General features: G+C 67.7%; 22 protein-coding genes. 10 read left to right on the top strand and 12 right to left on the bottom strand.

The genetic code is table 11. The features are described 5' to 3' along the window. Positions 1 to 11: 11 nt before the first annotated feature. The 3 genes from Cte04_RS07420 to Cte04_RS07410 form a co-directional block, all read right to left on the bottom strand. The gene (locus tag Cte04_RS07420; protein ID WP_245633316.1) at positions 12 to 1,586 is read right to left on the bottom strand and encodes a transporter substrate-binding domain-containing diguanylate cyclase; all 1,575 of its coding nucleotides are present in this window, start codon (positions 1,584 to 1,586) and stop codon (positions 12 to 14) included. Between the two features lie 80 nt (positions 1,587 to 1,666). Beyond that, positions 1,667 to 3,823, bottom strand: a complete 2,157-nt coding sequence (locus tag Cte04_RS07415; protein WP_066474704.1) for an acetoacetate--CoA ligase — start codon at positions 3,821 to 3,823, stop codon at positions 1,667 to 1,669. A gap of 64 nt (positions 3,824 to 3,887) precedes the next feature. Next, positions 3,888 to 4,127 carry a DUF6139 family protein gene (locus Cte04_RS07410; protein ID WP_066474701.1) on the bottom strand — a complete coding sequence of 80 codons (240 nt, stop codon included), beginning with the start codon at positions 4,125 to 4,127 and terminating at the stop codon, positions 3,888 to 3,890. Between the two features lie 166 nt (positions 4,128 to 4,293). Here Cte04_RS07410 and Cte04_RS07405 point away from each other — a divergent pair, with 166 nt between their 5' ends. From Cte04_RS07405 to Cte04_RS07390, 4 genes are all read left to right on the top strand, one after another. Further along, positions 4,294 to 5,610, top strand: a complete 1,317-nt coding sequence (locus Cte04_RS07405) for a solute carrier family 23 protein (RefSeq protein WP_066474697.1) — start codon at positions 4,294 to 4,296, stop codon at positions 5,608 to 5,610. Between the two features lie 231 nt (positions 5,611 to 5,841). Then, positions 5,842 to 7,356, top strand: coding sequence for a succinyl-CoA:acetate CoA-transferase ScpC (scpC, locus tag Cte04_RS07400; protein ID WP_066474694.1), 1,515 nt, complete (start codon positions 5,842 to 5,844; stop codon positions 7,354 to 7,356). Between the two features lie 276 nt (positions 7,357 to 7,632). Next, on the top strand, positions 7,633 to 8,100 hold the full coding sequence (locus Cte04_RS07395) for a GFA family protein (protein WP_066474691.1): 468 nt from the start codon (positions 7,633 to 7,635) through the stop codon (positions 8,098 to 8,100). A 17-nt stretch (positions 8,101 to 8,117) separates the two neighbouring features. Then, positions 8,118 to 8,543, top strand: coding sequence for a hotdog fold thioesterase (locus Cte04_RS07390; RefSeq protein ID WP_066474688.1), 426 nt, complete (start codon positions 8,118 to 8,120; stop codon positions 8,541 to 8,543). A 393-nt stretch (positions 8,544 to 8,936) separates the two neighbouring features. Here Cte04_RS07390 and Cte04_RS07385 read toward each other — a convergent pair whose 3' ends face one another. The 9 genes from Cte04_RS07385 to Cte04_RS07345 form a co-directional block, all read right to left on the bottom strand. After that, the gene (locus Cte04_RS07385) at positions 8,937 to 9,668 is read right to left on the bottom strand and encodes an ABC transporter ATP-binding protein (RefSeq protein ID WP_066474676.1); all 732 of its coding nucleotides are present in this window, start codon (positions 9,666 to 9,668) and stop codon (positions 8,937 to 8,939) included. After that, positions 9,661 to 10,419: an ABC transporter ATP-binding protein gene (locus Cte04_RS07380; protein ID WP_066474672.1), complete on the bottom strand. Its 759-nt coding sequence runs from the start codon at positions 10,417 to 10,419 to the stop codon at positions 9,661 to 9,663. Before Cte04_RS07380 ends, Cte04_RS07385 begins: the two co-directional genes overlap by 8 nt. Continuing rightward, complete coding sequence (locus Cte04_RS07375) at positions 10,412 to 11,485, bottom strand: branched-chain amino acid ABC transporter permease (RefSeq protein ID WP_066474667.1); 1,074 nt, start codon at positions 11,483 to 11,485, stop codon at positions 10,412 to 10,414. Before Cte04_RS07375 ends, Cte04_RS07380 begins: the two co-directional genes overlap by 8 nt. A 187-nt stretch (positions 11,486 to 11,672) precedes the next feature. Then, positions 11,673 to 12,542: a branched-chain amino acid ABC transporter permease gene (locus Cte04_RS07370; protein WP_066474665.1), complete on the bottom strand. Its 870-nt coding sequence runs from the start codon at positions 12,540 to 12,542 to the stop codon at positions 11,673 to 11,675. Positions 12,543 to 12,572: 30 nt separating this feature from the next. Beyond that, on the bottom strand, positions 12,573 to 13,742 hold the full coding sequence (locus tag Cte04_RS07365; protein ID WP_066474662.1) for an ABC transporter substrate-binding protein: 1,170 nt from the start codon (positions 13,740 to 13,742) through the stop codon (positions 12,573 to 12,575). Continuing rightward, positions 13,739 to 14,557: an alpha/beta fold hydrolase gene (locus Cte04_RS07360; protein WP_066475383.1), complete on the bottom strand. Its 819-nt coding sequence runs from the start codon at positions 14,555 to 14,557 to the stop codon at positions 13,739 to 13,741. The genes Cte04_RS07365 and Cte04_RS07360 overlap by 4 nt, the downstream gene beginning before the upstream one ends. Before the next feature lie 44 nt (positions 14,558 to 14,601). Next, entirely contained in the window at positions 14,602 to 16,188 is a 1,587-nt protein-coding gene (locus Cte04_RS07355; RefSeq protein ID WP_066475381.1) for a benzoate-CoA ligase family protein, read from the bottom strand. 79 nt (positions 16,189 to 16,267) lie between these two features. Beyond that, positions 16,268 to 17,821, bottom strand: a complete 1,554-nt coding sequence (locus tag Cte04_RS07350) for a 3,4-dehydroadipyl-CoA semialdehyde dehydrogenase (protein WP_066474658.1) — start codon at positions 17,819 to 17,821, stop codon at positions 16,268 to 16,270. Between the two features lie 37 nt (positions 17,822 to 17,858). Further along, positions 17,859 to 18,368: a 4-hydroxylaminobenzoate lyase gene (locus Cte04_RS07345; RefSeq protein WP_066474655.1), complete on the bottom strand. Its 510-nt coding sequence runs from the start codon at positions 18,366 to 18,368 to the stop codon at positions 17,859 to 17,861. A gap of 175 nt (positions 18,369 to 18,543) precedes the next feature. On the opposite strand from Cte04_RS07345, the gene Cte04_RS07340 reads away from it, so the two are divergent. The 6 genes from Cte04_RS07340 (at position 18,544) to Cte04_RS07315 (ending at position 25,226) form a co-directional block, all read left to right on the top strand. Continuing rightward, entirely contained in the window at positions 18,544 to 19,458 is a 915-nt protein-coding gene (locus tag Cte04_RS07340; protein WP_066474644.1) for a helix-turn-helix transcriptional regulator, read from the top strand. 2 nt (positions 19,459 to 19,460) lie between these two features. Then, on the top strand, positions 19,461 to 19,646 hold the full coding sequence (locus Cte04_RS07335) for an oxidoreductase-like domain-containing protein (RefSeq protein WP_157081893.1): 186 nt from the start codon (positions 19,461 to 19,463) through the stop codon (positions 19,644 to 19,646). Positions 19,647 to 20,043: 397 nt separating this feature from the next. Then, positions 20,044 to 21,702 carry a 2,3-epoxybenzoyl-CoA dihydrolase gene (boxC, locus tag Cte04_RS07330; RefSeq protein WP_066474629.1) on the top strand — a complete coding sequence of 553 codons (1,659 nt, stop codon included), beginning with the start codon at positions 20,044 to 20,046 and terminating at the stop codon, positions 21,700 to 21,702. Between the two features lie 25 nt (positions 21,703 to 21,727). Then, positions 21,728 to 23,155 carry a benzoyl-CoA 2,3-epoxidase subunit BoxB gene (gene boxB, locus Cte04_RS07325; protein WP_066474626.1) on the top strand — a complete coding sequence of 476 codons (1,428 nt, stop codon included), beginning with the start codon at positions 21,728 to 21,730 and terminating at the stop codon, positions 23,153 to 23,155. 70 nt (positions 23,156 to 23,225) lie between these two features. After that, positions 23,226 to 24,527, top strand: coding sequence for a benzoyl-CoA 2,3-epoxidase subunit BoxA (gene boxA, locus Cte04_RS07320; RefSeq protein ID WP_066474623.1), 1,302 nt, complete (start codon positions 23,226 to 23,228; stop codon positions 24,525 to 24,527). A gap of 114 nt (positions 24,528 to 24,641) precedes the next feature. After that, complete coding sequence (locus Cte04_RS07315; protein ID WP_066474614.1) at positions 24,642 to 25,226, top strand: HD domain-containing protein; 585 nt, start codon at positions 24,642 to 24,644, stop codon at positions 25,224 to 25,226. The last annotated feature ends 10 nt before the right edge of the window (positions 25,227 to 25,236 follow it).

Genomic DNA, 25,236 nt, shown 5'->3' with positions numbered 1-25,236 from the left:
GGCGCGCGGCGCTAGGCCCGCACCACGGCGGCGCGCACGCAGTCGCGGCCCGCGCGCTTGGCCGCATACAGCTGTGCGTCGGCCTCGGCCAGCAGGTCCTGCGCCGTGGCCGGGCCGGCTTCCAGGGTCGCGACGCCTATGCTGACCGTGAGCCGGCCGGCGGCCGCCAGCGCATTGGGCAGGGCCAGCCCGGCCGCGGCCATGCGGATGCGCTCGGCCAGCGCCAGCGCATCGGCTGCCGGCGTGTCGGGCAGCAGGCAGGCAAACTCCTCGCCGCCATGGCGCGCGGCCAGGTCGGCGGCCCGGCCCGCCGCCTGGGACAGCACCTGCGCGACGGAACGCAGATAGTCGTCGCCCGTCGCATGGCCGTAGTGGTCGTTCACGCACTTGAAGTGGTCCACGTCGATGACCAGCATGCTCAGGGGCGCGCCCGTGCGCTGGCGGCGCGCATGCTCGCGCTGCAGCGCCTGGCCGAAGGCGCGGCGGTTGGCCAGGCCGGTCAGCTCGTCGCACAGGCTCAGGCGTGCCAGCTGCTCATTGGCCTCCCGCAGGGCCTGCTGCTGCTCCAGGATCTGCCGGTTGCTCTGGGCCAGCAGACGGGCCAGGCGCCGGTAGCGCAGAAAGGCCAGGCCGAACACCAGCATCATCAGGACCGCGGCCACGCTGGCGACCTGCAGCAGCGTGCGCTGGCTGCGCTGCGCCACATAGCGCTCGATGAGCTGGCGATCGCCCTTTTCGTGCTGTGCCACCGATTCCGACGCGTCGATGGCGCCCAGATAGCGGTTGAACACCTCCACCAGGCGCCGATGCTCGGGCGTGGGACTGAAATAGAAGCTGTACTCGCGCGGATCGTCGCGCAGGGTATGGATGACCTCCAGGTCGAAGTAGTCGTAGGCGTAGCGCTTCTCGTCGAAGATGCTCTTGTTGAACACGGCCACGTCCAGCGCGCCGTCGAGCAGGGCCTGGAACATGCCGTTGCTGTTCGCCTGGTCGAAGCTGGTGAGCCGGGAGGCCGGCAGGGCCGCCTGCAGGCGCGGCTCCAGCGCTACACCCTTGACCACGCCGACACGGTAGGGCGCCAGGTCGTCCAGCCCGTGCACCTGCAGGCGCCGCCCGGTGCGCGCAATGATGGCGTAGTAGCTCGCATAGTAGGGCAGCGTGAAAAGGCCCAGGCGCGCCCGGTCGGGCTGCTGGCTCAGCGGCAGGAACACGTCGGCGCGCCCTTGCTGCACCTGCCGGATCTTGTCGGCGACGGTCATGTCCCGGTCCGGGAGGATCTCGTAGCGCAGCCCCAGTTCTGCGGCGATGAAGCACCATACGTCGACACCGATGCCGGCGTAGCGGTTGCGTTCCCGGTCGTAGCGCGCCATGGGCGGAGCGTCGACCGCCAGCACGCGCAGCGGCGCCATGGCGCGGAATTCGGCCTGCTCCGCGGCGCTCAGCGCCACGGGATGGAGCAGGTGGACATGCTGCGGGCCCTCGCATGCCAGCGCGCAGCCCCATGCCATGCAGCCCCCTGCGGCCCATAGCAGGCCGAGCCGCACCGCGCGCAAACCGCGCACCATGCGACTGCTCAGCGCGTCCAAGAACCGACATCCAGTAACAGCATGGCCGATTATCGCCACACGGCGGCCCGGATGCGCCTAGGCCGGGCCTCTTGGCCGCCCTAGGCCGCCGGGGCCGTGCGCGCAAGGTGCGCGCGCGCGAACTGCTCGTACCAGTCCAGGCAGCCGGGGTTGGCCATGGCTTCCTTGTTGACCACCTTGGCCAGCGGCTGGCCCAGCAGCAGCTTCTTGATGGGCAGCTCCTGCTTCTTGCCCGAGAGCGTGCGCGGAATCTCGGCCACCTGGAAGATGGCGTCGGGCACGAAGCGCGGCGACAGGGCCGCGCGGATGGCCGCGTTGATGCGCTCGCGCAGGGCCGCATCCAGCGCCATGCCGGGGCGCAGCACCACGAACAGCGGCATGTAGCTGTCGCGGCCCAGGTATTCGAGGTCCACCACCATGCTGTCCAGCACCTCGGGCAGGCCTTCGACGGCGCTGTAGATCTCGCTGGTGCCCATGCGCAGGCCGTGGCGGTTGATGGTGGCGTCGCTGCGGCCGTAGATGATGCAGCCGCCATCGGGCAGCACGCGTATCCAGTCGCCGTGGCGCCAGACCGGCCCCATCTCGGCCGGGCCGTCGCCGCCGCCGGGCCGGCGGCCGTGGCCGGCCGGGTACATGTCGAAGTAGCTGGACAGGTAACGCCTGCCGTCCGTATCGCCCCACAGGTACAGCGGCATGGACGGAATGGGCTGGGTGCAGACCAGCTCGCCGACTTCGTCGATGACGGGCTGGCCCAGCTCGTTCCAGGCCTCGACGGCCGCGCCAAGCTGGCGGCATTGCATGATGCCCGGCGTGAGCGGCAGCTCGCGGTTGCCGCCGATGAAGGCGCCGGCGAAGTCGGTGCCGCCGGACAGGTTGTTCCACCAGATGTCGCCCCCACGCTCCCCCACTGCGTGTGGGTCGCTGCCCCCCGGGGAGGCCTTCGCGGCTTGGGACGGCCCGGCGCCGCTCATTTGTCGGATCTTGCGGAACTGCTCGGTTCCCCACTGCTGCACCTCGGCCGACAGCGGCGAGCCCGTGCTGCCCAGGCCCCGGATGCGCGAAAGGTCGCCGCAGGCGGACAGATCCACGCCGGCCTTCATGCAGTTGGCATAGAAGGCCGCGCCCGAGCCGAAGCTGGTCACGCCGGTCTCGGCCGCGAAGCGCCACAGCACGGTCCAGTCGGGCTTTTCCTTGCTGCCGCCCGGGCTGCCGTCGAAGATCACGCAGGTGGTGCCGCCCAGCAGGCCCGAAACCTGGGCATTCCACATCACCCAGCCCGTGGAGCTGTACCAGTGGTAGCGCTCGCCCCAGCTGTTGGGGTCGTAGCTGCAGCCTATGTCGTTGTGCTGGCCCTTGAGCTGCAGGGCCACCAGCACCATGCCGCCATGGCCGTGGACGATGGGCTTGGGCAGGCCCGTGGTGCCGCTGGAGTAGACGATCCACAGCGGGTGGTCGAACGGCACCCATTCGGGCTCGAAGGCTGCCGTTTCCGCATCATTTCTGGCCGTAACGGTTGCGTAGTCTGCGGTATCCGCTATCTTTTTTCCAGCATCCAGATTGGCGACCAGCACCACATGGGAGACGCTGGGCAGGCCGTGCCGCAGTTCGTCGAGCACGGCCGTGCGGTCCAGGTCGCGCCCCGCGTAGTGCACGCCGTCCACGGCGATCAGCGCCTTGGGCTGGATCTGCTGGAAGCGGTCCAGCACCGCATTCGTGCCCATGTCGGGCGCGCAGATGCTCCACACCGCGCCCAGGCTCACGGTGGCGAGAAAGGCCACCATGGCTTCGGGAATATTGGGCAGGTAGGCGGCCACGCGGTCGCCCTTGCTCACGCCCTGGGCCTTCAGGTGCAGGGCCAGGGCCGCGACCTGGCGGCGCAGCTCGGGCCAGGACAGCTCGCGGTGCAGGCCCTTCTCGTTGCGGCTGACCACCGCGGGCATGCCGGACGCATGCGCGGCATCGACATGGCGCAGCACCTGGCGCGCGTAATTGACCTGGGCGCCCGGAAACCACTGCGCCCCGGGCATGACGTTGCGCGCCAGCACCGCCGTATGGGGAGTGGGGGACTGCACGTCGAAATAGTCCCAGATGCTTTGCCAGAACGCATCGAGATCGCTGACCGACCAGCGCCACAGCGCGTCGTAGCTGTCGAACTGCAGGCCGCGCGTCTCGCGCAGCCAGTCCTGGTAGAGGCGGATCTGGGGAACGAAGGGGGGTTGGGCGGTGCGGCTGTGCATGCAGCCAGCTTAGCGCGCCGCGCCGGCCGCTGGCGTCCCTTGCTTGACAGTGCGGCCCGCCGTTTCAGTCGTCGGTCTGGCGGTCCAGGCTGGTGATCGCGTAGCCCTTGTCGCGCAGCTGGCGGCCCGGCTCCTCGATGCCCAGCTGCGGCCACTGCGCAGCGGTTTCGTCCAGCTCCTGGCCCCGCTGCTCGTTCTCCCAGTCGGTATTGGTGGCTTCCTCGGGAATGGCGCGCCCCTCGGGCACGACCAGATGCGAATACCGGCCCTGGGCTTCGGCCCGGCGGTAGATGTCCACGCGCATGGTCTGTTCCTTTGCTTGGGTTGGGAGCATCCCACTCTAATGACTCCCCGCGGCACGGCACGTAGGAAAGATGCGCCGCCTGGCCGCGGGCCAGGGGCGGCCCCGGCATTGCCGCCCGGGAAAAACACATACCATCGCAGCATTTGTTTACAAGGAGCAATTTCCCATGGGCCTTTTCCACTGGACACAACGGTCCGCCGACGTCCTGCAGTCGGGCGGCGTGATCGGTCCCGACGAGCGCCTGCCCTGGCCGCAGACCGGCCTCATGGGCGTGCAGCATGTGATCGCCATGTTCGGCTCCACCGTGCTGGCGCCCATTCTGATGGGGTTCGACCCCAACCTGGCCGTCTTCATGAGCGGCATCGGCACGCTGATCTTCTTCCTCATCACGGGCGGCAGGGTGCCCAGCTACCTCGGCTCCTCGTTCGCCTTCATCAGCGTGGTGATCGCGGTGACGGGCTATGCGGGCAAGGGCGCCAACCCCAACATCGGGCTGGCCCTGGGCGGCATCATCGCCTGCGGCGCGGTCTACATGCTGGTGGGCTTTGCCGTGCAAGCCATCGGCACGCGCTGGATCGAGCGCTTCATGCCGCCCGTGGTCACGGGCGCCGTGGTGGCCGTGATCGGCCTGAACCTGGCGGCCATCCCGGTCAAGAACATGGCGGCCAACAACTTCGAATCCTGGATGCAGGCCATGACCTTCGTGAGCGTGGGCCTGGTGGCCGTGTTCACGCGCGGCATGGTGCAGCGCCTGCTGATCCTCGTGGGCCTGATCGTGGCCACGCTGATCTACGGCCTGTTCACCAACGTGCTGGGCTGGGGCACGCCCGTGGACCTGGCGGGCGTGGCCAATGCGGCCTGGTTCGGCATGCCCCACTTCCATGCCCCCGAATTCAACGCCCATGCCATGGTGCTCATCGTGCCCGTGGTCATCATCCTGGTGGCCGAGAACCTGGGCCACATCAAGGCCGTCACGGCCATGACCGGCAAGGACCTGGACCAGTACATGGGCCGCGCCTTCATCGGCGACGGCCTGGCCACCATGGTCAGCGGCTCGGTGGGCGGCACGGGCGTGACCACCTATTCCGAGAACATAGGCGTCATGGCCGCCACGCGCATCTATTCCACGGCCGTGTTCTTCAGCGCCGCCGTGCTGGCCGTGCTGCTGGGCTTCTCGCCCAAGTTCGGCGCGCTGATCCAGGCGATCCCGCTGCCCGTGATGGGCGGCGTGTCCATCGTGGTCTTCGGCTTGATCGCCGTGGCCGGCGCCAAGATCTGGGTGGACAACCGCGTGGACTTCTCGCAGAACAAGAACCTCATCGTGGCCGCCATCACGCTGATCCTGGGCACGGGCGACTTCACGCTGACCTTCGGCGAATTCAAGCTCGGCGGCATCGGCACGGCCACCTTTGGCGCCATCATCCTTTATGCGCTGCTCAACATGGGCCGGCACGCCGATGAAACTCAGGGCAAGGCCCATTGAGCGCCGCCATGTAACCGGGGAAACATTCCCTTGACAGCAGCGCGGGGCCTTTGCGGGGAAACCCCGACGTCGCGTTCCGCGCTGTTACCATTTCCCGCTGGAGATACACCGCCCCTGACCGGGCGGTTTTTTTTGAGGTGCCGGCTAGGCGCAGTGCATGGACCCAGAAAGCCACCGCCCGCGATGGCAGGCCCGCGTGCCCGACCGGAGCCTCTGTAGTTGGAGACTTCCATGTCCATCGCAGATCGCGTTCGCTATCCGGATTTTCTTTCGCGCATCATGACGGCCGAACAGGCCGCCGAACTGATCCCCCACGGCACCAATGTCGGCATGAGCGGCTTCACCGGCGCCGGCTACCCCAAGGCCCTGCCCCAGGCCATCGCCGCACGCGCCCGGGCCGAGCATGCGGCCGGCAAGCCCTACAGGATCAATGTCTGGACCGGCGCCTCCACTGCGGCCGAATGCGATGGCGTGATGGCCGAGGCCCAGGCCATAGGCCAGCGCCTGCCGTTCAACACCGATCCCACGGCCCGCAAGGCCGTGAATGCGGGCGAGATCGACTTCATCGACATGCACCTGTCGCACGTGGCCCAGCATGCATGGTTCGGCTTTCTGGGCCCTATGCATGTCGCCGTGGTCGAGGTGCTGGGCGTGACCGAGGACGGCCGCCTGATCCCCTCCACGGCCGTGGGCAACAACAAGACCTGGCTGGAGATCGCCGACAAGGTGATCCTCGAGGTCAACACCAAGCCGCCCGCAAAGATGGAAGGCATGCACGACATCTACTACGGCACGGCCATTCCGCCGCGCCGCGTGCCCATCAGCCTGACCCATGCCGACAACCGCATCGGCGAGCCCTATCTGCGCGTGGATCCGGCCAAGGTCGTCGCCGTCGTCGAAACCCACAAGGGCGACCGCGACAACGTCTTTGCCACGCCGGACGAAAATTCCAACAAGATCGCCTCCTACATCATCGACTTCCTCGTGCACGAGATGAAGATGGGCCGCCTGCCCAGGGAAATGCTGCCCATCCAGTCGGGCGTGGGCAATGTGGCCAATGCCGTGCTCGCGGGCCTGCTGACCGGCCCCTTCGAGAACCTGCTGGGCTTCACCGAAGTGCTGCAGGACGGCATGCTGGACCTGCTGCGCGCAGGCAAGATGACGCGCGCCTCGGCCACGGCCATCTCGCTGTCGGGCGCCGCGTACAAGGACTTCGAGGACCACATCGACTTCTACCGCGATCGCATCATCCTGCGCCCGCAGGAGATCTCCAACCACCCCGAGCTGGTGCGCCGCCTGGGCATCATCGCGATGAACTCGATGATCGAGGCCGATATCTACGGCAACATCAACTCCACCCATGTGATGGGCACGGGCATGATGAACGGCATCGGCGGCTCGGGCGACTTCGCACGCAACGGCTACCTGTCCTTCTTCGTCACGCCCTCGGTGGCCAAGGACGGCAAGATCAGCTGCATCGTGCCCATGTGCTCGCACGTGGACCACACCGAGCACGACACGCAGATCATCGTCACCGAACAGGGCTTGGCCGACCTGCGCGGCCTCTCGCCCAAGCAGCGCGCCCAGGTCATCATCGACCGATGCGCCCACCCCGACTACCGCGACCGGCTGCAGGACTATTTCGACCGCGCCCGCCTGAAGGGCGCGCAGCACACGCCGCATATCCTGGGCGAAGCGCTGTCGTGGCACGAGCGCTTCATGGAAACCGGGGACATGCGCGTTTAATCATTCACGCCCTGTGCCGCTGCGCGGCTTCCTGGCCGGGATCTCCGAGGGACGACGCCCTCGCGGCGGGGCGACAGGACCTTGCCCGGTGTCTCTGACGAGGCAGCGTCGGCTGGGCGAAATACGTTTATCCAGTAGCATCAAGGACGGTCTGTCTCAGGCCGTCCTTTTTTCATCGTGGGGCCGACCCAAGATGGAAAACCCCGCCCGCAAGGGCTGCGAACCACGCACAGTGGGGAGCATGGGGGTCATTTTTCATGCAACCCGTTTCGCGCCATGCGTATTCACCAGATTCCGGAAGACTCCACGGCCGTCACCACAGGCTCCTGTCTATGCGGGCAGGTGAGGTTTGAGATCCATGGCGAACTGGCCGGCATTCAAATCTGCCATTGCAGCCAGTGCCGCAAAGCCCAGGGCGGCCCCCTGGCCACCAATATCCCGGCAAGGCAGGAGCAAATCCGCTGGATTGCGGGGCGCGATCAGTTGCGCCACTTCGAATCCTCGCCTGGCAAGCTGCGTGCTTTCTGCCCCCGATGCGGCTCGCCGGTCTACAGCCTGCGCAGCAGTCCGGCCGGTGTGCTGCGCATACGCGCCGGCCTGCTCGACGAGCCAAGCAGGGCCTCGCTGGCCAGTCACCAGCATGTGGCCTCGCGCGCCTCCTGGTGGCCCTTGCCCGAGGATGGCTTGCCCCGGCATGAAGAAGCGATGGCGCAGGCCTCGACACAGAACTCTCGCATTAATTGACGAAACACAGGATCGATATGGCTATCTGGACACGTGCAATGAATCTCGAAGCGCTGAACGCCGCCGGCGCCAACACCGCGGTCTCGCACCTGGGCATCGAACTCACCGAGATCGGCGACGACTTCATCCGCGGCCGCATCCACGTGGACGAGCGCACCTGCCAGCCCTACGGCATCCTGCACGGCGGCGTGAACGTGGTGCTGGCCGAGACCCTGGGCTCGGTGGCCGCAGCCTGCTCCATTCCCGAAGGCCATCGCTGCGTGGGCCTGAACGTCTCGGCCAACCACGTGCGCGCCGCACGCCAGGGCTGGGTGACCGGCACGGCCCGCCCCGTGCACCTGGGCCGCACCACCCACGTCTGGGCCATCGAGCTGCATGACGAGCAGGGCAAGCTCACCTGCAACTGCAGTCTGACCATGGCGATTCTGGCGCCTCAGAATTGATAGCGGTGGTTGCTGCACTCTCAGGTCGAGCGTAGCGAAGGCTCGTGCGACTTCCTCTCCCCTGCCCTTTGGGCTGCACCTGCGGCGCTTGAGTACTGCTTGCGACAGAGGCCGGGTCTCGCCCCGGCGGGTGACCTCCTTTTCTTGCTCGTGCAAGCAAAGGAGGCAAAAGAACACGCCCCATTGCCTGCGGCCCCTGCGCTACGCTCCGGGGTAAACCTGCGTCACGCCATCCAGTCTGTGGTGCCGCCCAACTCGCTGCGCGGCATAGCCGCTCCGCTCGAACAAACGGCGGCAAGTCAGAGCACGAAGCAACGCCGTCCTACGGCAGCGTTGCCCACAGCCTGGATGACGTGCCACAGGCGCGGACAAAAGGGGGGCCAGCGGATACCTTCAAACCCCCAGCAGCGCCGAGAGCTGCTCCGGCCTGGCCAGCAGGGCGGCCGAATCCGATTGCAGCGCCAGCCGCCCCTTTTCCATGACCACGGCGTGGTCCGTATGGGCCAGCACCTTCTTGTAGTCGCGGTCCACGATGAGGGTGGAAATGCCGGTGCGGCGGATCTCGGCGATCACGCGCCAGATTTCGGCCACCACCAGCGGGGCCAGGCCCTCGGTGGCCTCGTCCAGGATCATGAGGCGCGGATTGGTCATGAGCGCGCGGCCTATGGAGACCATCTGCTGCTCGCCGCCCGAGAGCTGGTGGCCGCCGTTGGACAGGCGCTCCTTCAGGCGCGGAAAGGTCTCGAGCACGCGCTCCAGCGTCCACGGCCTGCGGCCGTCCAGGCCCGCGCGCGCGCTCATCACAAGATTCTCCCGGACCGACAGGTTGGGAAACACGCCGCGCCCCTCGGGCACGTAGCCAATGCCCGAGCGCGCCATCTTCTCGGGCGGCGCGCCCGTGACATCGCGTCCCTGCGCCAGCACCTGCCCCGAGCGCGCGCGCACATAGCCCATGAGCGTGCGGATCAGCGTGGTCTTGCCCATGCCGTTGCGGCCCAGCAGGCCCACGGCCCTGCCCTCGGGCAGGTCCAGCGAGACGCCGTGCAGGATGTGGCTGTCGCCGTAATAGGTGTGCAGGTCCCGCACGCCGAACAGGGCGCCGGCATGGGGTGCGGCCTCAAGCATGTTCTTCCTCTCCCAGATAGGCGATGCGCACCACGGGATCGACGCGGATCTGCGCCGGCGTGCCGCTGGCCACCACGCTGCCGTTGACCATGACGGTGATGCGGTCGGCGATGCGGAACACCGCATCCATGTCGTGTTCCACGAGCAGCACGGCGTGGCCTGTCTTCAGTTCCTGCAGCAGACCCAGCATGCGCTCGGTCTCCTCAGCGCCCATGCCGGCCAGCGGCTCGTCCAGCAGCAGCACGCGCGGCCCGGTGGCCAGGCACATGGCCACCTCGAGCTGGCGCTTGGCGCCGTGGCTCAGGCTGCCCGCGCTGCGCTGCGCCTGCTCGGCCAGTCCCGCGCGGACCAGGGCCTCCTGCGCGCGCTCGAGGCTGGCCTGGCAGCGCTGTGCAGGCTCCCAGATGCGCCAGGGGCGCGGGCGCATCTGCGCCTGGGCGGTAAGCCGGCAGTTCTCGAGCACGGTGAATTCAGGAAAGATGGTGGTGCGCTGGTAGCTGCGGCCCAAGCCCGCCTTGGCGCGGCGCGGCTGGGGCATGCGCGTGACGTCCCGGCCTTCGAGCCGGATCGTGCCTTCGCTGGCCGCTATCTCGCCCGAGAGCATGTTGATCAAGGTGGATTTGCCTGCGCCGTTGGTGCCGATGACGGCGTGGACTTCGCCATCGTGCAGGTCCAGGTCCACGCCGCTTACCGCGGTCAGGCCGCCGAAGCGGCGCGTGAGGCCGCGCACGGCCAGTCGGGCTTCAGCCATGGTGTGCTCCTTTGCTGCGTGAGCGGTCGCGCCACTGGCGCCATTGCTCGCCCAGGCCCATGAGGCCCTTGGGCAGCAGGGCCACGAGGGCGATGATGGCCAGGCCCAGCGTCAGTTGCCAGTGGTCGGCCAGGTTGCCCACCACGGCCTGGGTGCTCAGCAGCTCCTTGAGCACCACGAAGGCCACCGTGCCGATGACGGCACCGCGCAGCGAGCCTATGCCGCCGAGGATGAGCATCAGCAGCACTTCGCCCGAATGGTGCCAGGCCAGCAGCTCGGGGTTGACCACGCCGTCGCGCGCCGCCAGCAGAAAGCCCGCGACGCCGGCCAGCGCACCGGCGATCACGAAGCCCGCCAGCTTGTACCAGTAGGTCGCAAAGCCTGCCGCGCGCATGCGCTGCTCGTTGACGCGGATGCCGGCCAGCGCGGCGCCGAAGCGCGAGTGGCGCAGCATGCCGATGAAGGCATAGACCAGCACCAGCGCGGCCAGCACCACGTAGTAGCGGGTGCCGGCGCTCTCCATGTCCAGCGCGCCCAGCGACGGCCGCACCATGAGGTAGATGCCGTCGCTGCCGCCGCCGATATTGGTGTCGTGGAACACGAAGAACGCCATTTGCGCGAAGGCCAGCGTCACCATGATGAAGTACACGCCGCGGGTGCGCAGGCTCAGCGCTCCCACCACCAGCGCATACAGTGCCGAGGCCGCGACCGCAGCCCCCAGCATGAGCGCGAAATTGCTGCTGTCGGGCGTGGCGGCCAGCACGGCCGCGTAGGCGCCTATGCCGAAGAAGGCCGCATGGCCCAGGCTCACGAGGCCGGCTCCGCCCACGAGGATGTGCAGGCTGAGCGCGAAGATGGCCAGGATCATGATCTTGACCACCAGATCCGACAGATAGGATGACCAGAACGGCTGGGCAAGCCCCAGGGCCACGGCCGCCAGCAGCGGCAGCAGCACGCCGGCCAGCAGGCTGTGCGAGCGCGCAGGCCGGCTCCTGCCGCTCACCGAAGGGGCTTCGGCATAGGCCTGGTTGGACTGGGGCAGCGGCGTGGAGGATGTGTTGCTCATATCAGTGGCTCCTTGCACTGCATGTAAAACTGGCGTGAACCAAGCAAGGAACACCGGGCAAGGGCCTGAGCCGGCCGCGCCGCCCCGCAGCAGGGGCTGCCCCAGCGAAGGGGTTGTCCCCCTCCCGCGTGGCGAGAGAGGGCGATGTGCAACGGGGAAGGCGCGAAGCGACACAGGGGGTGTTTTTTCATCGCTTGCCCATCAGGCCCTCGGGCCGCCATACCAGGACAATGGCCATGAGCAGGTAGATGCTCATGCCGCTGAGCTCCTGGAAGAACACCTTGCCGAAGGTATCGACAAAGCCCACGAGCAGCGATGCCAGCAGCGCGCCCGTGATCGAGCCTATGCCGCCGATGACGACCACCACGAAGCAGATGATGAGCACGCTGGAGCCCATGTTGGGGTAGACCGAGCTCATGGGCGCGGCGATCATGCCCGCCAGCGCGGCCAGCGCCACGCCCATGGCGAACACGATGCGGTACAGGCGCTGGATGTCGATGCCCAGGCCGCGCACCATGTCGCGGTTGCTGGCACCCGCGCGCACCATCATGCCCAGGCGCGTGCGGTTGACCACCCAGTACAGCGCCAGCGCCACCACCAGGCAGGCCGCCGAGGCGAAGATGCGGTACCAGGGGTAGCTCATGAGGCCGGCCAGCGAGAAGCTGCCGGCCAGCCATCCGGGCAGCTGCACGCCGTGCACGTCGTTGCCGAACAGCAGGGCGCGCAGCTCCTCGAACACCAGGATCAGGCCGAAGGTCATCAGCACCTGCTGCAGGTGCTCGCGCTCATAGAGAAAGCTGAAGAAGGCCCACTCGAGCACATAGCCTATGGCCACTGCCAGCACCGTGCCGACCAGCAGCATGGTGACGAAATGCTGGCCCAGGACGGGGGCCAGCGCGAACGCCATATAGGCGCCGATCATGTAGAAACTGCCGTGGGCGAGATTGATCACCCCCATGATGCCGAAGATCAACGTCAGGCCCGAGGCCAGCAGAAACAGCAGCAGCCCGTACTGAACAGCGTTCAGGCACTGCACCAGAAAGGTGGCGAAATCCACGGCAGTCCTTGCGATGAAATGCGGAGGGCCTTACTGCATGCGGCAGCCGCGCGCAGGGTCGGCCAGGGCCTTCATGGCCACGCTGATCTTCCTGTTCTCCTTGCCTTCGACCTTGCGCAGGTACATGTCTTGCACCGGATTGTGGGCCTTGCTCAGCGTGAAGTCGCCGCGCGGGCTGGGGATGGTGGCTTTCTCGATCGCGGTGCGGAACACGTCCTTCTTGCCGATGTCGCCGCCCGCAGCCTTCAGGCCCACGGCCAGCATCTGCGCCGCGTCGTAGCCCTGCACCGCATAGACATCGGGCATGAGCTTGTAGCTCTTGGCGTAATTGGTACGGAAGGTCTTGTCGCGCTCGGTGCCCAGCTCGTCCGCATAGTGCAGCGTAGTCAGCATGCCCTGGGCCGCTTCGCCCTGTGCATCCAGCGTGCCGTCGGTGAGGAAGCCCGCGCCGTACAGCGGAATGGTCTTGGACAGACCGGCCGCATGGTAGTCCTTGACGAACTTGACGGCACCCGCGCCGGCGAAGAAGGCGAACACGGCATCGGGCTTGGCCGCGGCGATCTCGGTCAACAGCGCCTGGAACTCCACGTTGGGGAAAGGCAAGGTCAGCTGCTTGACGACCTTGCCGCCGCTCTTTTCGAAGCCTTCCTTGAAGCCGCCCGTGATCTCGTCGCCGGCCGCGTACTTCCAGGTGATGGTCATGGCGGTCTTCTTGCCCTCCTGCTTGGCCGCGACCACGCCCATGGGATAGGCCGACTGCCAGTTGCTGAACGAGGAGCGGAAGATGTTGGGCGCGCACATGGGCCCGGTCACGGCGTCGGCGCCGGCATTGGGCACGATGAGCACGGTGCCGCTTTCCTTGGCCGCGCGCGCCATGGCCATGGCCACGCCCGAGTGCACGGTACCCACGATCACGTCCACCTTGTCGCGCTTGATCAGGCGGTTGACGTTGTCCGTGGCCTTGGCCGGGTCCGATTCGTCGTCGACCTTGAAGAACTCGATCTCTCGTCCGCCCAGCTTGCCGCCCTGCTCGGCCACGTGCATGCGGAAACCGTTCTCGATGGCATTGCCCAGCGCCGCATAGGTGCCGCTGAAGGGCAGCATGAAGCCGACCTTGATCTTGTCCTGCGCCATTGCGCCGCCACCGGCCGTCGCGGCGGCCAGTGCCACCGCGCCCATCGCTGTCCATTGCTTGATCATGCTTGTCTCCTCGAGGTTTGGATGAATTGCCGAATGCTCTCTGTCACCTGTAGCGGCTGGTCGCGGTGGGGCGAATGGCCACACGCCGGCAACTCTAACAACTTGACACTTAAAGCAATACGAGCAATTGCCCTTACTTGCTCCAGCGTGCCGTATTCGTCGTCCAGGCCCTGGATTGCCAGCGTGGGGCTGCGCAGGCCGGCGGCCTCGGCCTCGATGTTCCAGCGGCGGAAGGCGGGGTCCAGCCAGATGCCGGCCCAGGCGCCGAAGGCCGAATCCACATCGGCGTGGTAGCGCGCCAGCCGCTCGCGCAGGCCGCCTTGGCGGTAGGCCTCGGCGGCCCTGGCAATGCTGGCCACGGAAATGTCCTCGACCATCACATGCGGCGCCATCAGCACCGTGCCGGCCGTCAGCTCCGGAAAGCGCGCCGCATGCAGCAGCGCGATCGAGCCGCCGTCGCTATGGCCCAGCAGCCAGGCCGGCCGTGCCAGGCCCAGGGCTTCGCGCAGCGCGGGCAGCACCTCGTAGGCCTGGCGGTGCATGAAGTCGGCCGCCCAGGCCTCTTCGGGCGGGCGCGGCGTGGAGTTGCCGTAGCCGGGGCGCGAATAGACCAGGCCGCGCAGTCCCGCAGCACGGCAGACCCGGGCGGGAAAGTCCTTCCACATGGCCAGCGATCCCAGGCCCTCGTGCAGAAAGATCATCACCGGCGCGTCGGGGCGGTCCGCCTCCAGCCACTGGTATTCGATCTCCACCTGGCGGCCGCGCCAGGGAATGCGCACGCGCTCGGCAGCGCCGGTGATTGCAGCTTGCGGCATCATGGTCTTGAATCCATAGCAGTCAGCGCCCGTCCCTGCTGGGATCAAACCGCTTTTGCCTCGGTTTTTGCGTCATGGCGGGCTTCCTGTTCGCGCAGGCGAAAGCGCTGGATCTTGCCGGTGGCCGTCTTGGGCAGCTCGTCCACGAACTCGATGAAACGCGGATATTTGTAGGGCGCCAGGCGCTCCTTGACGAAGGCCTTGAGCTCCTGCTCGGTCGCGCTGCAGCCGCTCTTGAGCACCACGAAGGACTTGGTCTTGACCAGGCCGTCGGCATCGGTCTTGCCGATGACCGCGGCCTCGAGCACGGCCGGATGCTGCTGCAGCGTGGCCTCCACCTCGAACGGCGAGACATAGATGCCGCTGACCTTGAGCATGTCGTCGCTGCGGCCCGCATAGGTGTAGTAGCCGTCGGCGTCGCGCACGTATTTGTCGCCGCTCTTGAGCCAGCCGCCCTGGAAGGTGTCGCGCGTCTTTTCGCGGTTGCGCCAGTACATCAGCGCCGTGCTCGGGCCCCTGATGTAGAGGTCGCCGATCTCGCCATCGGCCACCGGACTGCCATCCTCGCCGCGCAGCTGCACTTCGTAGCCGGGCACGGGCCGGCCCGTGGTGCCGTAGCGTATGTCACCCGGCCGGTTGGAGATGAAGATGTGCAGCATCTCGGTCGAACCTATGCCGTCCACGATGTCGGCGCCGAAATGCGCCTTGAAGCGCCGGGCGATGTCGGCCGGCAGCGCCTCGCCAGCCGACGAGCACATGCGCAGGCTGACCTGTTCGCGCGCCGGCAGGCGCGGCGAGGCCAGCATGCCCGCAAACCCCGTGGGCGCACCGAAGAACACCGTGGGCCGGTGCCGCATCCAGCGCTCGAAGATGGCATCGGGCGTGGGCCGCTCGGCCATCAGCACCACGCTGGCGCCCACGCTGAGCGGAAAGGTCAGCGCATTGCCCAGGCCGTAGGCGAAGTAGAGCTTGGCAGCCGAGAAGCAGACATCGCTTTCCGTCAGGCCCAGCACGGGCTTGCCGTACAGCTCGGCGGTCCAGTAGGGATTGGCATGCGTGTGCACCGCGCCCTTGGGCTTGCCCGTGGAGCCCGACGAGTACAGCCAGAAGCCCGGGTCGTCCCCGCGCGTGGCGGCCGGCTGCGCCAGCGGCTGCTGGCTATCCAGCCAGGGCTGCAGCGGCTCGCAGCCGGCGGGCAGCTGCGTCCCGGCTTCCTCGGGATGCGCGACCCAGATGCGGGCCGCCTCGTGCCGGGCGCCGTCCAGCGCCTGCCGCAGCACGGGCAGCATGGCTCCGTTGGTCAGCACGGCCTGGGCCCGGCTATGCTCGAGCATGTAGGCATAGTCGCCGGCCGTCAGCAGCGTGTTGACCGCCACCGGCACCACGCCCGCATACATGGCGCCCAGAAAGCACACGGCCCATTCGCGCATGTCGTGCATGACCAGCAGCACGCGCTCCTCGCGGTGGATGCCCGCTGCCAGCAGCCCCTGGGCCAGGCGCCGCGCCCGGTCTTCCAGCTCGCCGTAGCTGAGCGTGCCGTGGTCGTCGGTATAGGCCGTCTTGCCGGCCCGCCCGCGGTTGGTCTCGAACAGATGCTGCGCAAAGTTGAAGGACTGGTCCAGGTCGATCATCATGTGTCTCCTTGCGCCGCACCGCTGCCGCGCACGTGTGGTTGCGGCCCGGCTCTGCGGCCGGGTCCATGCCCGGTTTTCAGGCCGGGACGAGGGCCTGCAGCACGGCAGGGCTGGCCTGCACGGCCGCCTTGCGGTGGTAGAAGTCCAGCGCGCGCAGGCCGCCCAGCTCGCTGCCGCCGCCGGCGCGCCCGGGCCCGCCGTGCTGGGACTGCGGCATCACATTGCCGTGGCCCGTATGGGTCCTGCCCACCTCGGGCGTGACCACATGCACGCGGCCGTGGCTGGCGGCCAGGTCGGCGGCCGCGGCCGCCAGCGCTGCCGGGTCTTCGCCGTACAGCGAGGCCACCAGCGAACCCTGGCCGCGGCGGGCCAGCGCCAGCCCGTGCGCGAGGTCGCGGTAGGGCATGAGCGTGGCCACCGGCCCGAAGACTTCCATGTCGTGCACCAGGGACGCCGCATCGGGGCTGCGCGTGCCCAGCAGCACGGGCCGGGCACAGGCGGCCACGGCCGGATCCGCATCCACCAGGGCGCGCCTGCGGCCGTCGTGCAGCACATCCGTGTGCGCCATCAGCCCGGCCAGGCCCTTCTGCACGCTGTCGTACTGCTCGCGGCTGACCAGAGAGCCCATGCGCACGCCCTCGCTGCGCGGATCGCCCACGGCGACCTCGGCCAGCTGTGCGCCAATCGCCTGGGCCACGGCGTCGTACAGCGCCCCGGGCACGAAGACGCGGCGTATGGCCGTGCACTTCTGGCCGGACTTGACCGTCATCTCGCGCGCCACTTCGCGCGCCAGCAGGCGCACGGCCTCGCTGTCGGGCCCGTGGCCGGGCAGCAGCAGCGCGCTGTTGATGCTGTCGGCCTCGATATTGCTGCGCACCGCGTGGCGCGCCACGGCTGCATGGCCGCGGATCGCGGCAGCGGTCTCGGCCGAGCCCGTGAAGGAGACCATGTCCCAGGGCTGCAGCTGGTCCATGAGTCCGGCCGCGCTGCCGCAGATCACCGACAGCGCGCCGGGCGGCACAATGCCGGCCTCCACCACGTCGCGGACCATGCGCTGCGTGAGCCAGGCCGTGGCCGTGGCGGGCTTGACGATGACCGGCACGCCCGACAGCAGCGCGGGCGCGGCCTTTTCCCACAGCCCCCAGGCTGGGAAGTTGAAGGCGTTGATGAACAGCGCCACGCCGCGCGCCGGCACCTGGATGTGCCGGGACTGGAACACGCCGTCGCGGGCCAGCGCCACCGCCTCGCCGTCGGCCAGATGGCGGGCATCGCCCAGCGCCGCGCCCCATCTGGCGTACTGGCCCAGCGTGTAGATGGCGCCGTCCACGTCGACGGCCGTGTCGCTCTTCACGGTGCCCGAGTTGGCCGTGGAAATTGCGTAATAGGCATCGCGGCCCGCCTGCAGCACGCCGGCCGCATCGGCCAGCAGTTTGGCGCGCTGGGCATAGCTCAGTGCGCGCAGGGCCGCGCCGCCGGTCTCGCGGGCATAGTCAAAGGCGGCCGGCAGATCCAGCCCGGTGGCGTCCACGCGCACCAGTGCGCTGCCCCGCACGGGGTCGCGCAGCACGCTGCCCGGGCCGGTGCCGGCCTGCCAGCGGCCGCAGACATGGTTGGCAAGGAGTTCCGTCATGGCGATGAGGGGAATGGAGGGAATCTGAGGCCGCCGCTCAGGCGGCGCGGCGCGTGAACTGGATCTGCCCCTGGGGCAGCAGGTACAGCACGCGGGCCGCGCCTTCGCTCACCGTGGGGCTGTGGGCGCTGCCCGGGCCGTAGACACACCAGCCAGCGCCGTGGCCGTCGAACAGCGCGCCCTCGTCCAGCGGCAGGATCAGGTCCACCTCGCCCAGCGGATGGCTATGGTGGGGGCCCGCAATGCCGCGGTCGGCCGCCCCGTCCATTTCCACCACATCCACCGAAAAGCCGCCCAGCGCCTCGCTGGCCTCGTGCACGCGCCCCCAGCGAATGCCGCCGTTTTCACGCGAACACAGCCAGCCTTGATCTACCCCCGTGGCGCAGGCCTGGCGCAATGCGGCGTAATGCGGGGTCTGTGCACCATAGTGCGTGTTCAGCCAGTCCTGCAGGTCCGCGTCCAGCGGCCGGCCCGCCATGCCGCGGGCCACTTCGGCCACCAGATCGTGGAAAACCTGCTGGGAAATACGGAGGGAGCACGCGTCCATCTCAGTCTCCTGGGACGCAGGGCGATAGCCTGCGGCGATTGATATCGGGCGCACAACATGCAATATTGTGCGTGCAATCGAAAGATAGATAGGTCACAATGCAGTGTCAAGCAATATATTGCATGACTGGTGTTAACCCCGACTGTTTATGATTCACGCCGTCTTGGGGAGCTTTATGGATCAGTTTGAGATTGCATCGGAGGCCGGCAGCGAGGGGGCGGCCACCCCGGCCGAAGCCGGCAAAAGCCTGGTGCTGCAGGCGCTGGGAGAGCGCGTGCGCGAGCTGCGCGCGCGCCGGGGGCTGACCCGCCGCAATCTGGCCGTCACGGCACAGGTTTCCGAGCGCCACCTGGCCAATCTGGAATACGGGACGGGCAATGTCTCCATCCTCGTGCTGCACCAGATCGCACAGGCCCTGCAGTGCTCCATGGCCGAACTGCTCGGCGATGTGACCACCTCCAGCGCCGAATGGCTGCTGCTGCGCGAGCTGCTGGAAAACCGCAGCGAGGAAGACCTCAAGCGCGTGCGCATGGCGGCCGGGGAAATCCTGGGCACGGCGCCCGGCGGCGATGCCCACCGCCATTCGCGCATCGCGCTGATCGGCCTGCGCGGCGCCGGCAAGTCCACGCTGGGCCGCATGCTGGCCGAGCAGCTGCAGGTGCCGTTCCTGGAACTCAACCAGGAGATCGAACGCGTGGCCGGCTGCAGCGTGCGCGAGATCTACGACCTCTACGGCGCCGGCGCCTACCGCCGCTACGAGCGCCGCGCGCTCGAGGAAGCCGTGCAGATCTACAGCGACGTGGTGATCGCCACGCCGGGCGGCATCGTTTCCGACCCCGCCACCTTCAACGAGCTGCTGACCCACTGCACCACGGTCTGGCTGCAGGCCGATCCCGAGGAACACATGGGCCGCGTCATCGCCCAGGGCGACACGCGCCCCATGGCCGCCAACCCCGAAGCCATGGACGACCTGCGGCGCATCCTCGACGGCCGCGCCGCCTTCTATTCCAAGGCCGACCACCGGCTCGACACCAGCGGCAAGACGCTGCAGCAAAGCTTCGAGGAGCTGCGCCGGATCACGGCGGCATGACCATGAACACCCTCCAGCCCGGCATGGCCGACGATCCGCGCCCCGTTCCGCCCGAAGCGCCGCAGCCCAACGAATGCTGCGAAAGCGGCTGCGACCCCTGCGTGTACGACTGCTATGCCGAGGAAATGCGGCAGTACCGCCAGCAGCTCGCGCAGTGGCTGCAGCGCCATCCCGAAGCCGCCGCCTGACTGCACGCAGCGGCCCACCGGCAGCAGCCGGCGCCGGCAATCCGGGCACGGCCTCCCCGGCTCAAGCCATTCTGGCCTCCAGCCCATGCCTGGAAAGCGCCACGCGCTCCATTTTCTGGAGCAGCCTGAAGCCGGCTTCCTGCCGGCCGGGACGCCCGCCTTCCGCATTCCGCTTGTTCGCCGCCATGAAACCATGGCGGCAGCTTGCGCCTGCCTGCGTCCGGCGCCTCGCCTTCACACTCCGGCACGGCGACGTCCGCGCATAGGCATTTACCCTTGGAATCGATGAAACATGCAAAATAATGCCTAAATCCGCGTGCATTTTTTGGGCAACTCTGCATAATTGTGCCTACACCCGATAGCAACTGCACTATTTTTCATCTTCAAGAGGCCCGCCATGCAGCAGCAATCCCTCGTCGACTACCGCACCGAACCCAGCCAGTACCGCCATTGGTCGTTTGAAGTGGACGGGCCGGTTGCACGCATGAAGCTGGACATCGCCGAGGACGGCGGCATACGCCCCGGCTACAAGCTCAAGCTCAACAGCTACGACCTGGGCGTGGACATCGAGCTGCACGATGCGCTCAACCGCATCCGCTTCGAGCATCCCGAGGTCAAAAGCGTCATCGTCACCAGCGGCAAGGAGCGCATCTTCTGCTCGGGCGCCAACATCTTCATGCTCGGCGTTTCCTCGCATGCCTGGAAGGTGAACTTCTGCAAGTTCACGAACGAGACCCGCAACGGCATCGAGGACAGCTCCAGGCACGACGGCCTCAAGTTCGTCGCCGCAGTCAACGGCGCCTGCGCGGGCGGCGGCTATGAGCTGGCCCTGGCCTGCGACGAGATCGTGCTGATCGACGACCGCTCCTCCTCCGTCTCCCTGCCCGAGGTGCCGCTGCTGGGCGTGCTGCCCGGCACGGGCGGGCTGACGCGCGTGACCGACAAGCGCCATGTGCGCCACGACCTGGCCGACATCTTCTGCACCAGCGTGGAAGGCGTGCGCGGCCAGCGCGCCGTGGACTGGCGCCTGGTCGATGCGGTGGCCAAGCCCGCGCAATTTGCCGCGACCGTGGAGCAGCACGCGCAGAAGCTGGCCGCAACCAGCCAGCGCCCCGCCTCGGCCAAGGGCATTGCGCTGACCCGCATCGAGCGCGAACTCGGCGACGCCAGCCTGGGCTATCGGCATGTGGCCGTGGAGATCGACCGCGCCAAGCGCAGCGCCACCGTCACGGTCAGGGCGCCGCAGGGCCCGCAGCCCGGGGACATCGACGCCATCGCGCAGGCCGGCGCCGCCTGGTGGCCGCTGGCCATGGGCCGCGAACTGGACGACGCCATCCTGCACCTGCGCACCAACGAGCCGGACATAGGCACCTGGATCCTCAGGACCGAGGGCGATGCGGCCGCCGTGCTGGCCGCCGACCAGGTCCTGCTGGCCCACCGGGACCACTGGCTGGTGCGCGAGACCATAGGCCTGCTGCGCCGCACGCTGGCGCGCCTGGACGTGTCCTCGCGCTCGCTGTTCGCGCTGATCGAGCCCGGCTCCTGCTTTGCCGGCGTGCTGGCCGAGCTGGCCTTCTGCGCCGACCGCGCCTACATGCTGGTGCTGCCCGACGAGCCCGGGCGCCAGCCCACCCTGGTGCTGGACGAATTCAATTTCGGCCTGCTGCCCCTGGTCAACGACCAGAGCCGCCTGCAGCGCCGCTTCTACGAAGAAGCCGCGCCGCTGGAAGCCGCGCGCGCCGCCGTGGGCCGGGCGCTGGACGGCGATGCGGCCCAGCAGCTGGGCCTGGTCACCGCGGCGCTCGACGATATCGACTGGGAGGACGAGATCCGCATCGCCATCGAGGAGCGCGCCGCCATGTCGCCCGATGCGCTCACGGGCCTCGAGGCCAACCTGCGCTTTGCCGGCAAGGAAAACATGGTCACGCGCATCTTCGGACGCCTGTCGGCCTGGCAGAACTGGATCTTCAACCGCCCCAATGCCGTGGGCGAAAAAGGCGCCTTAAAGCTTTACGGCACCGGACAAAAAGCCGGCTTTGATTTCAATCGCGTTTGACCCCACCGCATCCAGGAGATATCCCATGAGCAGCATCGACTACAGCCAGAAGATTCCCAACAACGTGGACCTGAGCAGCGACCGCACCCTGCAGCGCGCGCTGGAGAGCTGGCAGCCCAACTTCATCAGGTGGTGGGACGACGTGGGCCCCGAGGGCTCCACCCACCACGACGTCTACCTGCGCACCGCGGTCAGCGTCGACCCCCAGGGCTGGGCCCAGTTCGGCTACGTGAAGATGCGCGACTACCGCTGGGGTATCTTCCTCAACCCCGCGGAGGAAAACCGCACCATCCACTTCGGCGACCACAGGGGCGAGAAGGCCTGGCAGGACGTGCCCGGCGAGCACCGCGCCAACCTGCGCCGCATCATCGTCACCCAGGGCGACACCGAGCCCGCGTCAGTGGAGCAGCAGCGCCACCTGGGCCTGACCGCGCCTTCGCTGTACGACCTGCGCAACCTGTTCCAGGTCAATGTGGAGGAAGGCCGCCACCTGTGGGCCATGGTCTACCTGCTGCACAAGCACTTCGGCCGCGACGGCCGCGAGGAGGCGGAGGCACTGCTCGAGCGCCAGTCGGGCGACGAGAACAATCCGCGCATCCTGGGCGCCTTCAACGAGAAGACGCCCGACTGGCTGAGCTTCTTCATGTTCACCTACTTCACCGACCGCGACGGCAAGTTCCAGCTGGCCGCCCTGGCCGAAAGCGCCTTCGACCCCTTGGCGCGCACCACCAAGTTCATGCTGACCGAGGAGGCCCACCACATGTTCGTGGGCGAATCCGGCGTCTCGCGCGTGCTGGCCCGCACCTGCCAGGTCATGAACGAGCTCGGCACCGACGATGTGAGCCGGCTGCGCGCGGCCGGCGTGATCGACCTGCCCACCATCCAGCGCTACCTGAACTTCCACTACAGCGTGACCATCGACCTGTTCGGCGCCGACCAGTCCAGCAATGCCGCCACCTTCTACAGCTCGGGCCTCAAGGGCCGCTACGAGGAAGGCAAGCGCAGCGACGACCATGCGCTGCATGACCAGCAGTACAAGGTGCTGGAAGTGGTGGACGGCAGGCTGCAGGAAAAGGACGTGCCCATGCTCAACGCCCTGAACGAGGTGCTGCGCGACGACTACATCAAGGACAGCAATGCCGGCGTGGGCCGCTGGAACAAGGTGATGGAAAAGGCCGGCATCGATTTCCGCCTCACGGTGCCGCACAAGGCCTTCAACCGCCAGATCGGCGCGCTGGCCGGCGTGCGCATCAGCCCCGACGGCCGCCCCGTGAGCGAGCAGGAATGGGAGCTGCGCAAGAAGGAATGGCTGCCCACCGACGAGGACCGCACCTTCGTGGCCTCGCTCATGGGCCGGTGCCTGGAGCCTGGCAAGTTCGCGGGCTGGATTGCCCCGCCGGTCATGGGCATCAATCGCCAGCCTGTCGATTTCGAGTACGTCCGCTTCAATTAATCCCCTGGGCGGCTGCGCCGATTCCAAGGGTCGCGCACCAAGGCATGGCGATATTTGTTGGGAGAAGAACATGACCACCACCACGTTGATTGAAAACGGCATCCTCAACCAGCATCTGATCGATCCGGAAATCTGCATTCGCTGCAACACCTGCGAAGCCACCTGCCCGGTCGATGCCATCACGCATGACGACACCAACTACGTGGTCATGGCCGACAAATGCAATGGCTGCATGGACTGCATCTCCCCCTGCCCCACCGGCGCCATCGACAACTGGCGCAAGGTGCCGGCCCTGCAGGCCTACACGCTGGCGCAGCAGTACGGCTGGGAAAGCCTGCCCGAGGAGTTGCCGGCCGAGCGACTGGCCGCCGCGCAGCAGGAACCCGCGGACCTGACCCAGGCCCAGGCCGTGATTGCGGCGGCCGCCTTGGCGAGCAGCGCCAGCGCCAGCAACGCAGCCGCCGAACCGGCCTTCAGGGCGGCCGCCTACGGGGCCACCGTGCCGCCCTGGTCCGCAGCCCATGCCTATTCCAACCTCTACGGCCCCAGGAATCCGGTCACGGCCACCGTGACCGGCAATCTCAACTGCACGGAGGCAGGCTTCGCCAGCGAGACCCACCACATCGTGCTGGACTTCGGCGCCATGCCGTTTCCCGTGCTCGAAGGCCAGTCGATTGCCGTGATCCCGCCGGGCCTGGATGCCAGCGGCAAGCCCCATGTCGCGCGCCAGTATTCGGTGGCCAGCGCGCGCAACGGCGAACGCCCCGGCTACAACAACGTGGCGCTGACCGTCAAGCGCGTCACCCAGGACCACGAAGGCCGGCCCGTGCGCGGCGTGGCCAGCAACTATCTGTGCGACCTGCAGGTGGGCGACAAGGTGCAGGTCATCGGCCCGTTCGGCACTTCCTTCCTCATGCCCAACCATCCGCGCTCGCACATCGTCATGATCTGCACCGGCACCGGCAGCGCGCCCATGCGCGCCATGACCGAATGGCGCCGGCGCCTGCGCAGGAGCGGCAAGTTCGACGGCGGCAAGCTCATGCTGTTCTTCGGCGCGCGCACGCCCCAGGAGCTGCCCTACTTCGGCCCACTGCAAAGCCTGCCCAAGGACTTCATGGACAACAACCTGGCCTTCTCGCGCGTGCCCGGCCAGCCGCGCCGCTACGTGCAGGATGCCATCCGCGAACGTGCGGTGGACCTGGCCCGGCTGCTGGGCGACGACAACACCTACATCTACGTCTGCGGCCTCAAGAGCATGGAGGAAGGCGTGCTGCTGGCCCTGCGCGATGTGGCGCAGCAGGCCGGCCTCGAATGGGAAGCCCTGGGCCAGCGCCTCAAGCGCGAGGGACGCCTGCACCTGGAGACCTATTGATTCAGCGGACCGGGGATGCCGCCCCCGGCCCTTTCGCGCGCATGTCATGCCATTGACAGCGCGGCCCTCCATGCCGCCCTACAGTAGCCCTACATCCACCCACGAAAGACAGGCATGAATGCACGGGCGAACTTCATCCGCATGCAGGACAGCACGCGCGACGACTGGCGATTGATAGGCGGCGAATTCGCGCAGTTCGCGCAAGGGCTGCCGGACCGCGTCATGGCGCATCTGAAGCTGCTGGAAGGCGACTACGGCGGCTTTCCGGTGGACCGCTACACGCACTCTCTGCAGACCGCCACGCGCGCGCTGCGCGACGGGCGCGACGAGGAATACGTGGTCTGCGCACTGCTGCACGACATCGGCGACACGCTGGGCTCGTTCAACCATCCCGACATCGCGGCGGCCATTGTCCAGCCCTTCGTGAGCGAGGCCAACCACTGGATGGTCAAGCACCACGGCATCTTCCAGGGCCACTACTTCTTTCACCACATCGGGCTGGACCGCGACATGCGCGCGCAGTTCAGGGACCACCCGCACTACGAGCGCACGGCCGAGTTCTGCGAACTCTACGACAACCCGGCCTTCGACCCCAGGGGCGAGACGCTGCCGATCTCGGAGTTCGAGCCCATGCTGCGCCGCCTCATGGCCCAGCCCCGCCAGAGCATCTACAAGGCGGCCGTGGCCGCCATGGACTGACCGGCTGGCC

It is taken from the genome of Comamonas terrae, from assembly GCF_001544075.1.
Lineage (GTDB): Bacteria > Pseudomonadota > Gammaproteobacteria > Burkholderiales > Burkholderiaceae_C > Comamonas > Comamonas terrae.
Note: the sequence above shows the minus strand (reverse complement) of the source record. Positions and strands in the feature narration are given on the sequence as shown.

What these genes read in the sequence shown, in the direction of transcription:
- Cte04_RS07385 (WP_066474676.1), bottom strand. Translation starts at nt 9,668, where the DNA reads ATGCTTGAGGCCGCACCCCATGCCGGCGCCCTGTTCGGCGTGCGGGAC.
- Cte04_RS07395 (WP_066474691.1), top strand. Translation starts at nt 7,633, where the DNA reads ATGCGTATTCACCAGATTCCGGAAGACTCCACGGCCGTCACCACAGGC.
- Cte04_RS07360 (WP_066475383.1), bottom strand. Translation starts at nt 14,557, where the DNA reads ATGCCGCAAGCTGCAATCACCGGCGCTGCCGAGCGCGTGCGCATTCCC.
- Cte04_RS07390 (WP_066474688.1), top strand. Translation starts at nt 8,118, where the DNA reads ATGGCTATCTGGACACGTGCAATGAATCTCGAAGCGCTGAACGCCGCC.
- boxA (WP_066474623.1), top strand. Translation starts at nt 23,226, where the DNA reads ATGACCACCACCACGTTGATTGAAAACGGCATCCTCAACCAGCATCTG.
- Cte04_RS07350 (WP_066474658.1), bottom strand. Translation starts at nt 17,821, where the DNA reads ATGACGGAACTCCTTGCCAACCATGTCTGCGGCCGCTGGCAGGCCGGC.
- scpC (WP_066474694.1), top strand. Translation starts at nt 5,842, where the DNA reads ATGTCCATCGCAGATCGCGTTCGCTATCCGGATTTTCTTTCGCGCATC.
- Cte04_RS07340 (WP_066474644.1), top strand. Translation starts at nt 18,544, where the DNA reads ATGGATCAGTTTGAGATTGCATCGGAGGCCGGCAGCGAGGGGGCGGCC.
- boxC (WP_066474629.1), top strand. Translation starts at nt 20,044, where the DNA reads ATGCAGCAGCAATCCCTCGTCGACTACCGCACCGAACCCAGCCAGTAC.
- Cte04_RS07315 (WP_066474614.1), top strand. Translation starts at nt 24,642, where the DNA reads ATGAATGCACGGGCGAACTTCATCCGCATGCAGGACAGCACGCGCGAC.
- Cte04_RS07365 (WP_066474662.1), bottom strand. Translation starts at nt 13,742, where the DNA reads ATGATCAAGCAATGGACAGCGATGGGCGCGGTGGCACTGGCCGCCGCG.
- Cte04_RS07355 (WP_066475381.1), bottom strand. Translation starts at nt 16,188, where the DNA reads ATGATCGACCTGGACCAGTCCTTCAACTTTGCGCAGCATCTGTTCGAG.
- Cte04_RS07345 (WP_066474655.1), bottom strand. Translation starts at nt 18,368, where the DNA reads ATGGACGCGTGCTCCCTCCGTATTTCCCAGCAGGTTTTCCACGATCTG.
- Cte04_RS07405 (WP_066474697.1), top strand. Translation starts at nt 4,294, where the DNA reads ATGGGCCTTTTCCACTGGACACAACGGTCCGCCGACGTCCTGCAGTCG.
- Cte04_RS07415 (WP_066474704.1), bottom strand. Translation starts at nt 3,823, where the DNA reads ATGCACAGCCGCACCGCCCAACCCCCCTTCGTTCCCCAGATCCGCCTC.
- Cte04_RS07410 (WP_066474701.1), bottom strand. Translation starts at nt 4,127, where the DNA reads ATGCGCGTGGACATCTACCGCCGGGCCGAAGCCCAGGGCCGGTATTCG.
- boxB (WP_066474626.1), top strand. Translation starts at nt 21,728, where the DNA reads ATGAGCAGCATCGACTACAGCCAGAAGATTCCCAACAACGTGGACCTG.
- Cte04_RS07335 (WP_157081893.1), top strand. Translation starts at nt 19,461, where the DNA reads ATGAACACCCTCCAGCCCGGCATGGCCGACGATCCGCGCCCCGTTCCG.
- Cte04_RS07375 (WP_066474667.1), bottom strand. Translation starts at nt 11,485, where the DNA reads ATGAGCAACACATCCTCCACGCCGCTGCCCCAGTCCAACCAGGCCTAT.
- Cte04_RS07380 (WP_066474672.1), bottom strand. Translation starts at nt 10,419, where the DNA reads ATGGCTGAAGCCCGACTGGCCGTGCGCGGCCTCACGCGCCGCTTCGGC.